Source organism: Streptomyces sp. NPDC002463, from assembly GCF_042889835.1.
GTDB classification, from domain to species: domain Bacteria; phylum Actinomycetota; class Actinomycetes; order Streptomycetales; family Streptomycetaceae; genus Streptomyces; species Streptomyces nymphaeiformis.
Genome location: NZ_JBIARL010000001.1, coordinates 461,309 through 474,724, shown reverse-complemented (window position 1 = coordinate 474,724; position 13,416 = coordinate 461,309). Strand labels below are relative to the sequence as shown.

The following is a 13,416-nucleotide window of genomic DNA, read 5'->3' as shown; positions in this document are numbered from 1 at the left end:
TCCCCGAGGGGCCGGGCGTCTACGGCGCCTCCGGCCCCTTGACGTCCTCCCGCACCCCCAGGACCTCCCTGGCGGCGCGCGAGGGGACCAGGCCCAGGTCCCAGGCCTGCCACGGAGCGGACGCGGTGGTGCCCCGGTCCAGAAGCAGGGCGTGGGTCTCCGCGCAGTCGTCGAGGCGGGGGTCACGGGCCGGGTGGCGGTCCGCGGCGAGCGCCGCCAGCTCCTCGCGGGCCGATGCCGTGCCCGGCTCCGGACTGCCCGGGGCCGCGTGCGGCAGCAGCCCGCAGCGCAGCAGACGGGCCCAGTCCGAGCCCCGCCGGTCGCCGTACCCCTCGAAGAGCGCGCGCGCCTCCTCGCACAGCGCGAGCGCCTGCGGGACGCGCCCGTTGCCGGCGTCGACGATCGCGAGCTCCAGGCAGGCCCACGCCTCCCCATGGGGAACCCCGATCCGCCGGAAGTCCGCCCGCGCGTCCACGAGCAGCTGCCGGGCGAAGCCCGAGTTCCGCAGGTTGCCGGCCCGCGCCCCCTGCTGGTCCCGGGTGACCCGCCCCAGGTGGTGCCGGGCGCAGGCGAGCCCGTACAGGTCCCGCATCCGCGAGAACATCGACCGCGCCCGCCCCAGCTCCCGTACCGCCTCGTCCCGGTCGCCCCGCTCCTCCAGGGCCTGCCCCAGGTGGTACAGCGTCCACGCCTCCCCGCGCGCGTCCTCCTGCTCCCGGTGCCGCGCGAGCGCCCCGCGCAGCTCGTCCACCGCGAGCTCCGCCTCCCCGGCGGCGAGCCGCGCCCGCGCGAGCTGGGTCAGCGCCCACGCCTCGCCGCGCCCGTCGTGGACGCGCCCGTACGTCTCCAGGGCCTGCCGCAGCTCGCCCTCCGCGCCCGCCGTGTCGCCGAGGACGAGGAGCACCTGCCCGCGCTGGAAGTGCGCCCACGCCTCGCCGTGCAGCGACTCGTGCTCCCGGTGCAGCGCGAGCGACCGTCCGAGCAGCGCCGACGCCTCGGCGAGGTCGCCCCGGTCGCGCTCCACCGCGGCCAGCGCGTGCAGCGTCCACCCCCGGTCGGCGGCCAGCGACTCCGGCTCCTGGAGCGCCAGCGCCTCCCGCAGGCGCGCCGCGGCCTCCGTGAGCCGCCCCTGGTGGTGCAGCGTGATCCCCAGCGAGCAGAGCGCGAGCGCCGCCCCGGCGTCCTGGTGGGCCTCCTGGTACTGGGAGACGACCGAGGTCAGCGTCTTGTGGGCCTTGTCGAGTTCGCCGAGCTGCCGCGCCGCGATACCCGTCCGCCACCGCACCGAACGCGTCAGCAGCCCCTGCCCGACGGACTCGGCCAGTTCGTTGATCTCGCCCAGCCGGTAGAGGTCGCCGCGCAGCAGGCAGTAGTCGCAGAGCGCGCTGAGCAGATCGAGCACGGTCTGCTGGTCGACGCCCTCCGCGTGCCGCAGCGCCGCCGTGATGAAGCTGGACTCCTCGTCGAGCCAGCCGAGCGCCGCCTCCAGGGAGCCGAAGCCGTGCCCGTCGAACCGGTCGGCCCGGGTCGACATCTTGCCGTCGACCATCCGGATCACCGCGTCGGCGAGCTCCGCGTGGTTCCGGATGAGCCTCTCCTGCGCGGCCGCGATCTCGGCCGCGTCCTCCTCGTCGACGAGCCGGACCGCCGCGAAGGCGCGCACCACGTCGTGCAGCCGGTAGCGCTCCCCGCGCACATGGTCGAGGAGCCCGGCCGCGGACAGCTCCCGCAGCCGCCGGGCCGCCTCGGTCCCGCTCCCGCCGAGCAGCGCGGCGGCCGCCGCCGCGCCGAGCGAGGCCCGCCCGGCGAGCGCGAGCCGCCGGAGCAGCTGCCGGGCATCCTCGTCGAAGTCGAGGAAGTACCGTACGGACAGGGCGCGTTCGACGGGATCGCCGCCCCAGCCGGGCCGGGCGAGGACATGCGCGAGGTCGTCCATGGCGCGACCCCCGAGCAGGGAGCCCGCGACCCGCAGCGCCAGCGGAAGGCCCCCGCACAGCTCCCGTATCCGCTCGAAGGCCTCCGCGTCGTACGGGCCGGGGTCGGGCCCGCCGGCGGTCGCACGCAGCAACTCCTCGGCGCCCGCCGCGTCGAGCGCGGCCACGGGCAGCGTGTGCACGTCGGCCGGTGCGCCCTCGCCGAGGTCCAGCGGTTCCCGGCAGGTCACGAGGACGAGACTGTCGGACCGCTCGGGCAGCAGGGCGAGCACCTGGGCGGCATCGGCGACGTCGTCGAGGATGAGCACGACGGGTACCCCGTTCACCTGTCGCCGGTACAACTCCGAGAGCCGCCGCACCTGTTGCTCCGCCGAGGCGCCCTCGCGGAAGAGTAGCCGGTCGCGCGGGGCGCCGAGCCGGTTGAGCAGGTGCAGCAGCGCCTCCCGGTCCGTCACGGCACCGTCCCGCAGGTCGACGACGCAGGCTCCGCGGAACTGGTCCCGCAGCGCGTGGGCGGCCCGCACGGCGAGCGCGGTACGGCCCGAGCCGGGCCGGCCGTGCAGCAGGACGACGGTCGGCCGCGTCGCGGTCGAGGCCCGCCCGGCCTGCACCCACCGCGCGATCCGCGCAAGCTCCTCCCGCCGCCCGGCGAACACCCCACCGGGATCGGGCAGATGCCCGAACGACCGCTCCAGCACGGCCCGCGTCCGGGCAGCCGCACTCCGATCGACCCGCCGCTCCCCCGGGCCACCCGCACCCGACCACCCGGCTCCGCGGGAAGCCCCGCCCCCACCCACGCCGACCGGACCACCGCCGCGTGCCAGGCCCTCGCCCCCGCCCCGGGCCGCACCCCCACCCACGTCGACCGGACCACCGCCGCGCGCAGCCCCTTCGCCCCCCGGGACAGGGGCCGCGCCCCCACCCGCCTCGGCCGACCGGCCGTCGCCCGCAGAGGCGCCGAACCCCGAAGCCCCGCCCTCTCCCGGCCGGGCCCGCTCCGTGCCCCCACCCGCCCCGGCCCGCCGGGCCCCGCCCGTCGAACCGGCCGCCGCTGAAGTCCCCGACCCCGGCCCGTCCGCCTCCGCCCGCGCCGCAGGCACCCGCACCCGCTCCCGCTCCAGGAACGGCCGCACCCCCCGTACCTCGAGGGCCGTCAGCCAGTCGGCCCGTGACCGCTCCACCCCATCGGCCCCGCGGGGCCCGCCCGTAGCCCGCAGCACCGTCGCCGCCGCACCCGCCACCGCGGCCGCCGTGCCCGCGCCGAGCGCCGTCCCCGGCCCCGTACCGAGCGCCAGGTCCGCGCCGAAGGCCGCCGCCGCGGCGACGCCCGTGACCAGTGCGGGGCCGCCGAGAAAGGCCGGGCGCCTCCGTCCAGCCGCCTCCGCCCGCAGATAGACCGCGTACGCGTCCCCCACGTCCGCCGCCATCGCATCCAGCTCCGCCCGCCCCCGCGCGAGCAGCACCTCCGCGTCCGCCCGGCCCCCGGAGACCCGTACCTCCTCCGCGACCGCCCGCTCCAACAGCCGCTCGGCCTCGGCCCGGTGACTCTCCCGCATCTGCGTTCCCCCTCCGCGCGTGCCCGACGAATCCGGCCCAGTGTCCTGCGTCGCGCGCGTCGGCGCGAGGGAGCGGAGAAAGGAGGAGACCACTGCGGCAGGATGGGCCCATGCCGAACCGACTGGCCCATGAGACCTCTCCGTACCTCCTGCAGCACGCCGACAACCCGGTCGACTGGTGGCCGTGGTCGGCCGAGGCCTTCGAGGAGGCCCGGCGCCGCGACGTCCCCGTGCTGCTCAGCGTCGGGTACAGCTCCTGCCACTGGTGCCACGTCATGGCACACGAGTCCTTCGAGGACGACGCCATCGCCGCCCTGGTCAACGACAACTTCGTCGCCGTGAAGGTCGACCGCGAGGAGCGCCCCGACGTCGACGCCGTCTACATGGAGGCCGTGCAGGCCGCGACCGGTCAGGGCGGCTGGCCGATGACCGTCTTCCTCACCCCGGACGCCGCCCCCTTCTACTTCGGTACGTACTTCCCGCCGGAGCCCCGACACGGCATGCCGTCCTTCCCCGAGGTCCTCGAAGGCGTCCGGTCGGCCTGGGCCGACCGCCGCGGGGAGGTCGACGAGGTCGCGGACCGCATCGTGAAGGACCTGGCGGGCCGCTCCCTGGCCTACGGGGGCGACGGCGTCCCCGGCGAGGAGGAGCTGGCCGGGGCCCTGCTCGCGCTGACCCGCGAGTACGACGCGACCCGCGGCGGCTTCGGCGGCGCCCCCAAGTTCCCGCCGTCGATGGCCCTGGAGTTCCTGCTCCGCCACCACGCCCGTACGGGCGCGGAGGGCGCCCTCCAGATGGTGGCCGACACCTGCGAGGCGATGGCCCGCGGCGGCATCTACGACCAGCTGGGCGGCGGCTTCGCCCGGTACGCCGTGGACCGTGCCTGGGTCGTCCCGCACTTCGAGAAGATGCTCTACGACAACGCCCTGCTCTGCCGGGTGTACGCGCACCTGTGGAAGGCCACCGGCAGCGAGCCGGCCCGCCGCGTCGCCCTGGAGACCGCCGACTTCATGGTCCGGGAGCTCCGCACCCCCGAGGGCGGTTTCGCCTCCGCGCTCGACGCCGACTCCGACGACGGCACGGGCAGGCACGTCGAGGGCGCCTTCTACGCGTGGACCCCCGAGCAGCTCACGGACGTCCTCGGCGCGGAGGACGCCGCCCTCGCCGCCGCACACTACGGCGTCACCGAGGACGGCACCTTCGAGCACGGCAGCTCCGTACTCCAGCTTCCGCGGGAGGCGGGCCCGGCCGACGCCGACCGGATCGCCTCGATCGCGGCCCGGCTCCTCGCCGCCCGCGAGGAGCGCGAGCGTCCGGGCCGTGACGACAAGGTCGTCGCCGCCTGGAACGGCCTCGCGATCGCCGCCCTCGCCGAGACCGGCGCCCTCTTCGACCGTCCCGACCTGGTCGAGCGCGCCACCGAGGCCGCCGACCTCCTCGTCCGCGTCCACATGGACGAGTCCGCCCGGCTCACCCGTACCTCCAAGGACGGCCGGGCCGGGACCAACGCGGGTGTCCTGGAGGACTACGCCGACGTCGCCGAGGGGTTCCTCGCCCTCGCCGCCGTCACCGGCGAGGGCGCCTGGCTGGAGTTCGCCGGCTTCCTCCTGGACCTCGTCCTCGACCGCTTCACCGCCGAGGGCGGCGCGCTGTACGACACGGCCCACGACGCCGAGGCCCTCATCCGGCGCCCGCAGGACCCCACCGACAACGCCACCCCGTCGGGCTGGACCGCCGCCGCCGGAGCGCTCCTCTCGTACGCGGCGCACACCGGCTCCGAGGCCCACCGCGCCGCAGCCGAGGGCGCCCTCGGCGTGGTCAAGGCCCTCGGCCCGCGCGCGCCCCGCTTCATCGGCTGGGGCCTGGCCGTCGCGGAGGCCCTCCTCGACGGGCCCCGCGAGATCGCCGTCGTCGGCGACGCCGCCGACCCGGTCTTCCGGGAGCTGCGGCGCACGGCCCTGGCGGCGACCACTCCCGGCGCGGTCCTCGCCACCGGAGCCCCCGACAGCGGGGAGTTCCCGCTGCTGAAGGACCGGCCGCTGGTGGCCGGGTCGCCCGCCGCGTACGTGTGCCGTCACTTCACCTGCGACGCGCCGGTCACCGACCCGGCCGAACTGGCCCGGAAGCTCTGAGACGAGCCGGGAACGGGGACGGCCCCGCGACCCCTCCTCGGAGGGGTCGCGGGGCCGCGCCGTGTCCTGGCGTGGTCGCTCAGCTGTTGCCGGCGCCGTTGCCGGAGAGGACCGGGATGTCGCTGAGGATGTGCGACAGCGGCTCGTCGCCCTTGGCCTGGGTGGAGTTCTCGGTGCACTGCTGGTTCTGCGGGGAGGACAGGACGTTGACGTCCTGGACCGAGATCGGGATGAGGCCGATGAGCGAACCGGCGTTGACCTTGGCCGGCAGACCGACGCAGGGCTTGTTCAGGGAGCCCTGGACGAGCGCGAACTGCGGGCTCATGTCCCCGTAGGTCTTGGAGTTGCCGAACTCCTGGTGCGCGCCGTTGCCCGACAGCGAGGTGGTGCCGCCGTCGTCGGCGATCGCGAGCGCCTGCCCGGCACCCGCCGCCGTCGCGCCGAGGACGGACGCGGCCACAGCAGCCGTCGCGAGGAGCTTCTTCATGGTTCTGGCCTTTCCGATACTGACTGGCTGAGTGCCGAGCCGTGCTGATCAACTGGTCAGCGGCCCGGAGGTTCCGGGATGTCCATCGGACGGACTACGGGCAGATGAGCGATGACCCCTTCGAGGGCTTGTACGTGCCCACCGGGATCTCGCTCGGCGCGACGGCCGCGGCGGCGGGCAGCGGCCGGTCCTCGGCCAGCCGCCCGAAGACCTCCGCGGCGCCCTCCTCGTCCCAGGCGAGGGTGGACCCGACGCCCTCGATGTCCGGGTTGAAGCCCCGGACGGGCACGGTCGCGAACTCCATGCGCTCCGGGGGCAGGTCCCGCAGGTGTGCGGCGAGCGTCAGCAGCTCGGCCGTGGAGATCCCCCGCTCGACCGCGTCCGTCCCGCGCAGGGTGGCCGCGAAGGCCTTCAGCGCCGCCGGGTCGTCGAGGATCCCGTCGTGGAGCCGGCGCAGGGTGTTCACGACGAACTGCTGCTGCTTCTGGATGCGGCCGAAGTCCATCTTCCCGTCGGCCTTCCGGGAGCGGACGTACTGGAGGGCCTCGCCGCCCGCGACCCACTTGGTCCCGGGCTGGAGGTCGATGGCGGTGGACGGGTCCTTGAGCGGCTGTTCCGTACAGATCGGGACGCCGCCGTCGACGCGGTCCACGGTGTCCATGAACCGCCGGAAGTCGATCTCCAGGTAGCGGTGGACGGGCAGTCCGGTCCTCGACTCGACGGTCTCCACGGCGAGGGAGGAACCGCCCTCCGCCCAGGCGTTGTTGATCTTCGCCGGGTGGGCGGGGTGCGTCTGCCCGGTGCGCCGGTCGACGTGTCCCGCGGGGAGCGTGGTGAGGGAGTCGCGCGGCATGCTCACGATCTCGACGCGGTCGTTCGCCGCGGAGACGTGCACGAGCATCATCACGTCCGTGCAGTCGCACTCGTGCCCGCCGAGGTGGAAGCGCTCCTTCTCCTCAGGAGTGACGTTCTTGCGGCTGTCGATGCCGACGACGAGGAGGTTCAGGCCCTTCTCGGGGGCCGGGAGACCGGTGGGCGCGAGCGCGAGGGCGCCGGGGGCGAGGGCGGTGAGGGCGGCGAGGGCGGTCGCGGCGAGCAGCGGACGCCGAGCCGGCCGGGGGCGCGGGAATTCCATGCCCGCACCGTATTTTCGACCCGCTCGCACACAGGTACGCGACGCGACATGAACAGGTCGAATCACTCTCCTGCGGCGCCTGTGTAATGATGCGGGAATCGCAGCGGAAGGAGCGAAAATGGCGCCGGATCCCGGAAAATGGGAACGGATGGCCTTCATTCCGAAGAGCCGATATGTGAGTGACCCGCCTCCGGCCGACAGCACTCCGTTCCCCGTCTATTCCGCGCTGGTCGCCCAGTGGGTGCAGGCGGGGCGGGCGGTGCCGGGTGTGCCCGACCGGGAGTGGGAGCGCCTGATGGCGACGCCGGTCTGGCCGACCTGGTAGCGGAGCCGGGGCAGACGAAAGGGGCCGCCCCGGAGGGCGGCCCCTGACGTGTGAACGTCGTCGCGCTCAGGCGGAACGTCAGTTGTTGCCGACGCCGTTGCCCGACAGGACCGGGATGTCGTCCAGGATGTGCGACAGAGCCTCGTCACCCTTGGCCTGGGTGGAGTTCTCGGTGCACTGCTGGTTCTGCGGGGACGACAGGACGTTGATGTCCTGGACGGCGATCGGGATGGCGCCGATGAGCGAACCGGCGTTGACCTTGGCGGGCAGGCCGATGCAGGGCTTGTTCAGGGAGCCCTGGACGAGCGCGAACTGCGGGCTCATGTTGCCGTAGGTGGCGGAGTTGCCGAACTCCTGGTGCGCGTTGTTGCCCGAGAGCGACGTGGTGCCGCCGTCGTTGGCGATGGCGAGCGCGGGGGAGGCAACGGCGGCGGTGGCGCCGACGATGGAGACGGCTGCGGCCGCGGTGGCCATAACCTTCTTGATCACGGGAGTTCCCTTCTAGAACCGGCTCCGTGCAGGGAGCGACCTGATCAACAGGCCTCCGGGCACGGGGGTTCCGCTGTGTCACCCCCTTGGCGGAGCGCGCGCGGCAGCGCGAAACACGGACACAGTCGAACGAGTGAAGTGCCGGAACCAAAGCCCGCGACCGCAGTTGATCCCGTCGCATCAATCAGGTCGATTGGTGGGAACAGGAACGGAATCACCGTGATCAAGAAGATTATGGCGGCTGCGGCTGTGACGGCCTCTGTTGTCGGCGCTTCTGCTGCGGCGGCCTCCCCGGCGCTCGCCATCGCCGACGACGGCGGCACGACCTCGCTGAGCGGCAACGGCGCACACCAGTCGTTCGGCAACTCGAAGACCCACGGCGACATGAGCCCGCAGTTCTCGGCCGTCCAGGGCTCGCTGAACAAGCTCTGCCTGGGCGCCCCGGTCAAGGGCAACGTCGGTTCCGTCTTCGGCCTCCTCGTCCCGGTCGCCGTCCAGGACGTCAACGTCCTGTCCTCCCCGCAGAACCAGCAGTGCGCGGAGAACTCCACGCAGGCGAAGGGCGACGAGCCGCTGTCGCACCTGGTCGAGGACATCCCGGTCCTCTCCGGGAACGGCGCCTACAACGGCTGATCCGTCTCGCGCACGACGGGGCCGGCGGGAACGAGGACGTTCCCGCCGGCCCTTTTCCGTGCGGGCAATGGGGTGAAAGAGCGGGTGTCGGTGTTATTCCGGTTTCCTCTGTGCGGCATGGTCGTTGTGTTGTGTGCAGCGGAAATTCATTCCGCCGAGGAAAGGATCCAGACGCAATGAACTGTAAGAAGGCCGCGGCCGTCATCGCCGGAATCGTCATGGCCATGGGTGTGGCGTCCCCCGCCTTCGCCGACGCGGACGCGACCGGCCTCGCCGTCGGTTCGCCGGGCGTCCTCTCCGGGAACGTCGTGCAGATCCCGATCCACGTCCCGATCAACGTCTGCGGCAACAGCGTGAACGTCGTCGGCGCCCTGAACCCGGCCGCCTTCAACACCTGCATCAACGCCTGAGTCCCGGCGCCCGCAGGCACGGAGGGCCGGTCCCGGAGAGCATCCGCTCTCCGGGACCGACCCTCCGTCATGCCGGGACCGGCGCCTTCCCGCCCGTACGCGGCCGGCCGAGGACGCCACGCCCGGCGCCCGCCCGCAGCCGCCGCCGTACCCCCTTCACCAGACGTCCCGCCGTGTACTCGGCGCCGAACACGAACCGCATCGACGGTCCGTACGAGGGGGCCGTGAGCAGCCCGGCGAGGAAGAGGCCCGGCCAGGAGGACTCGAAGAGGCCGCCGACCTCGGGGGCGCCGCCCGGCCCGACCCTGCGCAGTGCCCCGCGCAGGGCGGGGGAGAGGACCCCGGCCCGGTCCAGGCTCGGGGTGAAGCCGGTCGCCGCGATCACGTGGTCCGTCTCCAGGGCCGTCGTCCCGTCCGGCCCCGCCACGTCGAGCCGGAGCCGGCCGTCCCCGGTCACCTTCGCCGAGGTGACCCGCTGCCCCAGGCGGACGTCGCCGATCGCCGCGAACCGATCGCGGAGCCACCAGGCGCCCGCGGGGCCGAGTGCCGAGTCGAAGATCCGTTCGCGGGTGGCGGCCGGAAGGCGCCGGAAGACTCCGGGGGTGTCCGCGTACAGCTTGTTCCGCCAGCCGCAGCCGAGCCCCGTGTGCGGGGCGCGCAGCGAGCGCCACGGGTCGCGGTCGAGGGGCGGCGGCAGGGTGTTCCAGTTCAGCCGGCCGGCGCGGGCGACGATCCGTACGGCGGCGGCGCCCCGCTCGACGAGGAGCGTGGCGGTCTCCAGGGCCGCCTGCCCGGCGCCGACGACGGTGACGTCCCGGCCGGCGAGGCCGTCGAGTTCGCCGTGGTGGCCGGAGTGGGTGACGTACCGCCGGGGCAGTGCCCGCAGGGGTTCGGGGATCTCCAGGAACGGCAGGACGCCGACGGCCAGCGCCACCGTCCGGGCGCGCACGGCCTCGCCGTCCTCGGTGCGCAGCTCGAAGCCGCCGGCGGTGGGCGCGACCGAGCCGATGAGCCGCTCGTCGAGGGCGGGCACGGCCTGCCGGGCGAACCAGTCGCCGTACGCGGCGAAGAAGCCGACCGGGAGGGGGAGGCCGTGCTCGGCGCGCACGCCCCGGGCCGCCGCGTAGGCGTCGAGGCCGTATAAGCCCGCCGGGTCGGAGAGATGGGAGGCCCAGGGCTCCGACTTCAGGAACATCCCGGAGGGCATGGCGTGCCAGGAGTCCATCGAGCGGCCGAAGGTCCGGAGGTTCAGTCCGTGGGCCGCGGCGTGGGCGGCCACGGACAGGCCGTAGGGGCCGGCCCCGACGACCACCAGGTCGTACTTCGACGTCGACATCGTGCCTTCCGTGTTCATCGTGGGGTGAGCTGGTCGCTGGAGGTACGGGCCGGGGGCGGCGCGGCGGTGACGGCCGGGCCCCTCCGGCGGGACGCGAGCGCCCGGCGGAGCGCGGCGAGGGCCTTGCGCAGCAGGTGTGCGAGCCAGGCGGCGCCCATGGCGAGCGCGGGCGCCGGATCGTCGGCCGCGAACCAGGCGCACTCGGTCCGCCCCCGCGCGGCGTCCGGCTCGGGGGCGTACCGGCGGCGCGGGGAGGCGAGCAGCGAGAGCGCCGCGTAGTTCTCGACGAGGAACCGTCGGCCGTGCGCGGGGGAGTGCGGCGGCACGGGGCGGCCGGTGAGGTCCAGGTGCAGCGCCCGGACCACGTCGAGTCCGTCCGGGTCGGTGAAGAGCCGGAACTGGGCGCCGGGCCGGGGGTTGAAGTCGAGCAGGTGGTACGCGCCGGTCGCCCGGTTCAGCCGGAAGTCCAGGTCGCACACGCCCCGGTAGCCCAGCGCGTCGAGCAGGTCGCGGGCCGTCCGCTCCACGGTCGGGTTCACCGTCCAGCGTCCGGAGGCGGTGAGCCCGGCCCCGTCCGGCCAGGAGCGCTCCTTGCGGCCGGTCGACCCGGTCGGGCAGCGGCCCGCCGCGTCCACGTATCCGTGGAAGAACCAGTCGAGGTCCCGGCCCGCCGGGAGCAGCTCCTGGAGCAGCAGTCGGCTGCCGGCCTCCGGGGTGCGGGCGTACAGCTCCCGCACCTCGGCCAGGGAGCGCACGATCGAGGTGCTCCGCAGCCCGCCGCCGGCCGGGAGCAGCCAGGGCCGGCTCCACTTCGCGACCACCGGGAGGCCGAGCGACCAGGCCATGGCGGCGGCCTCGTCGGCGCCCTCGGGGATCTCGGTACGGGGATGGGGCAGGCCCAGCTCGGCGCAGGTATCGGCGAGTTCCGCCTTGTCTGCGACCTTCAGGAGCTGCTCCTCGGTCTGCTCGGGCAGCAGGAGGCGGGGGACGAGTCCGGGGCGGTGGCGGGCCAGGGCGAGGGCGCTGACGTCGTCCAGCGGCACGGCGAGCACGGGATGTGACGGGTCGTCGGTGATCTCGTCCGCGATCCGGGTCAGGAGGGCGGAGAGGTCGGTTCCGGAATCCGTCCCGGGGCGCACCCGGGCCGAGCGGAGATAGCGCGAGTGTGCGACAGGGCTGGTGCTCGATTCGATGACGGCGTGGACCGGAATTCCCGCCCGCCCCAGCGAACGCGCGGCCCCGAGCGTGCCGTGATGGAAGGGGTTCCGGTCGAGCCGCACGAGGACGGTGGGGACGCTGGTGTCGAAAAGCTGACTGGGCGGCACGGCATGCCCTTCATCTCGGGTGCCCCAACTGGGCGATGAAATCCTCTAATGGACTACGGAGCAGAGGGAAGCCGAGTTCACGGTCGGCTCATTAGGAATACTTTCGGAACATCGGATTGACGGATCATCAAAAGGCGTACGCGAAGGAGCGGCCATGGCATCTGCACACCGGAGAAGATCGAGAGCATGGTTGGGGGTGTTCACCGCCGGCCTCCTCGCCTCGGGCTCCGTCCTGCTCTCCGCCCCCGCCCAGGCAGCCGAATCCGTGACGGGCCCGGCGGCGGAAGACCCCGGCCCGACCCTCGCCGGCGTCGCCATGGGCGCCTTCCTCGACTCGGGCAGGCTCGGAGTCACCCGCATCGGCCAGCTCGAACGCTGGCTCGGCGGCCACGAACTCCGCGTCGGCCACACCTACCTGCCCGGCGACCTCTGGTCGAACATCGAGGGACAGCCCGGATTCCTGGAGGCCTGGGCCGACTGGCGCAACTCCCGCACCGACCGCATGTTCGTCCTCAACGTGCCCATGCTGGAGCGCAACGAGGCCCGCCTCTCCGACCGCGAGGTCCGCCGCCAGCTCCAGCTCGGCGCCGCCGGCTACTACGACCACCACTTCACGACCCTCGCCGAACACCTCGTCGAACAAGGAGCCCTGGACACGGTCGTCGTCCTCGGCTGGGAGATGAACGGCACCACCTACAGCCACCGGTGCGCCCCCGACCCCACCGCGTGGAAGAAGTACTGGAACCGGATCGTCACCGCGATGCGTTCCGTACCGGGCCAGAAGTTCCGCTTCGACTTCAACCCCAGCCGCGGCCTCGACGCGATTCCCTGGACCGAGTGCTATCCGGGCGACGACGTCGTCGACATCATCGGCATGGACTCGTACGACCAGCCGGCGGGGAGCGGTTTCGACCGGCACGTCAGCGAACCGTACGGCCTGCAGAAGCAGGTCGATTTCGCCGCCGAGCACGGAAAGCAGATCTCCTATCCCGAATGGGGGCTCTTCCGGAACGGCGACAACCCGGAATACATGCGGCGCATGCTGGACTGGATGAAGCAGCACAAGCCGCTGTATCACACGATCACCGACTACTGCCCGCACGGCGTCTGGCAGTGCGACGACAATCCGCAGTCCTCGCTGGTGTTCCGACAGGCGCTGTACGGCACGGAACCGGAACTCCCGACGGACCCGACCGATCCGACCGATCCGACGGACCCGACGATCCCTGAGCCGAAGCCTGAGCCGAAGCCCGAGCCGAAGCCGGAACCGAAGCCTGAGCCGAAGCCTGAGCCGAAGCCTGAGCCGAAGCCTGAGCCGAAGCCTGAGCCCAAGCCGGAACCGAAGCCTGAGCCGAAGCCCGAGCCCAAGCCGGAACCGAAGCCCGAGCCGAAGCCCGAGCCGAAGCCGGAACCGAAGCCTGAGCCGAAGCCCGAGCCCAAGCCGGAACCGAAGCCCGAGCCGAAGCCCGAGCCCAAGCCGGAACCCAAGCCCGAGCCGAAGCCCGACTGTTGGAACGTCGACCTCGGTTCGTGGGTGGAGAGCTGGCTCGGTGGGGCCCTCTGCGTCCCCAAGGGTGACTGGAAGGACGATGTCGACCTCGACTGGCAGAACACCCTGAAGGAGGTCTGGCCCTTCTGACACCGCTCACGGTGG

At 73.4% G+C, this 13,416-nt stretch carries 11 protein-coding genes; 5 read left to right on the top strand and 6 right to left on the bottom strand.

Annotated elements, in window-relative coordinates; all coding sequences use genetic code 11:
• Positions 1-19: 19 nt before the first annotated feature.
• Positions 20-3,490 carry a tetratricopeptide repeat protein gene (locus tag ACFYX3_RS02125; RefSeq protein ID WP_389007214.1) on the bottom strand — a complete coding sequence of 1,157 codons (3,471 nt, stop codon included), beginning with the start codon at positions 3,488-3,490 and terminating at the stop codon, positions 20-22.
• A 110-nt stretch (positions 3,491-3,600) separates the two neighbouring features.
• On the opposite strand from ACFYX3_RS02125, the gene ACFYX3_RS02120 reads away from it, so the two are divergent.
• On the top strand, positions 3,601-5,622 hold the full coding sequence (locus ACFYX3_RS02120) for a thioredoxin domain-containing protein (protein ID WP_389007212.1): 2,022 nt from the start codon (positions 3,601-3,603) through the stop codon (positions 5,620-5,622).
• A gap of 79 nt (positions 5,623-5,701) precedes the next feature.
• Here ACFYX3_RS02120 and ACFYX3_RS02115 read toward each other — a convergent pair whose 3' ends face one another.
• Positions 5,702-6,109 (bottom strand): rodlin, encoded by a 408-nt coding sequence (locus ACFYX3_RS02115; protein ID WP_376592831.1) that lies wholly within the window; start codon positions 6,107-6,109, stop codon positions 5,702-5,704.
• Between the two features lie 94 nt (positions 6,110-6,203).
• Entirely contained in the window at positions 6,204-7,244 is a 1,041-nt protein-coding gene (locus tag ACFYX3_RS02110) for an LCP family protein (protein ID WP_389007209.1), read from the bottom strand.
• Between the two features lie 175 nt (positions 7,245-7,419).
• Here ACFYX3_RS02110 and ACFYX3_RS02105 point away from each other — a divergent pair, with 175 nt between their 5' ends.
• Complete coding sequence (locus ACFYX3_RS02105; RefSeq protein WP_389007207.1) at positions 7,420-7,569, top strand: hypothetical protein; 150 nt, start codon at positions 7,420-7,422, stop codon at positions 7,567-7,569.
• Between the two features lie 78 nt (positions 7,570-7,647).
• Here ACFYX3_RS02105 and ACFYX3_RS02100 read toward each other — a convergent pair whose 3' ends face one another.
• Positions 7,648-8,058 carry a rodlin gene (locus ACFYX3_RS02100; RefSeq protein ID WP_376592826.1) on the bottom strand — a complete coding sequence of 137 codons (411 nt, stop codon included), beginning with the start codon at positions 8,056-8,058 and terminating at the stop codon, positions 7,648-7,650.
• Between the two features lie 219 nt (positions 8,059-8,277).
• Between ACFYX3_RS02100 and ACFYX3_RS02095 the strand changes: the two genes are divergently transcribed.
• On the top strand, positions 8,278-8,691 hold the full coding sequence (locus ACFYX3_RS02095) for a rodlin (protein WP_376592824.1): 414 nt from the start codon (positions 8,278-8,280) through the stop codon (positions 8,689-8,691).
• A 176-nt stretch (positions 8,692-8,867) separates the two neighbouring features.
• A complete protein-coding gene (locus ACFYX3_RS02090) occupies positions 8,868-9,101 on the top strand; it encodes a chaplin (RefSeq protein WP_382655441.1) in 234 nt (77 codons plus the stop codon).
• Positions 9,102-9,168: 67 nt separating this feature from the next.
• Here the strand turns inward: ACFYX3_RS02090 and ACFYX3_RS02085 are convergent, their stop codons facing one another.
• Entirely contained in the window at positions 9,169-10,437 is a 1,269-nt protein-coding gene (locus tag ACFYX3_RS02085; RefSeq protein ID WP_389007204.1) for a SidA/IucD/PvdA family monooxygenase, read from the bottom strand.
• Between the two features lie 14 nt (positions 10,438-10,451).
• Positions 10,452-11,762 (bottom strand): ATP-grasp domain-containing protein, encoded by a 1,311-nt coding sequence (locus ACFYX3_RS02080; protein WP_389007202.1) that lies wholly within the window; start codon positions 11,760-11,762, stop codon positions 10,452-10,454.
• Positions 11,763-11,916: 154 nt separating this feature from the next.
• Here ACFYX3_RS02080 and ACFYX3_RS02075 point away from each other — a divergent pair, with 154 nt between their 5' ends.
• Positions 11,917-13,401 carry a glycoside hydrolase family 26 protein gene (locus ACFYX3_RS02075; RefSeq protein ID WP_389007200.1) on the top strand — a complete coding sequence of 495 codons (1,485 nt, stop codon included), beginning with the start codon at positions 11,917-11,919 and terminating at the stop codon, positions 13,399-13,401.
• The last annotated feature ends 15 nt before the right edge of the window (positions 13,402-13,416 follow it).

Bases quoted from the DNA above. Each gene is read 5' to 3' on its own strand.
- ACFYX3_RS02075 (WP_389007200.1), top strand. From the start codon at position 11,917: ATGGCATCTGCACACCGGAGAAGATCGAGAGCATGGTTGGGGGTGTTC.
- ACFYX3_RS02125 (WP_389007214.1), bottom strand. From the start codon at position 3,490: ATGCGGGAGAGTCACCGGGCCGAGGCCGAGCGGCTGTTGGAGCGGGCG.
- ACFYX3_RS02120 (WP_389007212.1), top strand. From the start codon at position 3,601: ATGCCGAACCGACTGGCCCATGAGACCTCTCCGTACCTCCTGCAGCAC.
- ACFYX3_RS02110 (WP_389007209.1), bottom strand. From the start codon at position 7,244: ATGGAATTCCCGCGCCCCCGGCCGGCTCGGCGTCCGCTGCTCGCCGCG.
- ACFYX3_RS02090 (WP_382655441.1), top strand. From the start codon at position 8,868: ATGAACTGTAAGAAGGCCGCGGCCGTCATCGCCGGAATCGTCATGGCC.
- ACFYX3_RS02085 (WP_389007204.1), bottom strand. From the start codon at position 10,437: ATGTCGACGTCGAAGTACGACCTGGTGGTCGTCGGGGCCGGCCCCTAC.
- ACFYX3_RS02115 (WP_376592831.1), bottom strand. From the start codon at position 6,109: ATGAAGAAGCTCCTCGCGACGGCTGCTGTGGCCGCGTCCGTCCTCGGC.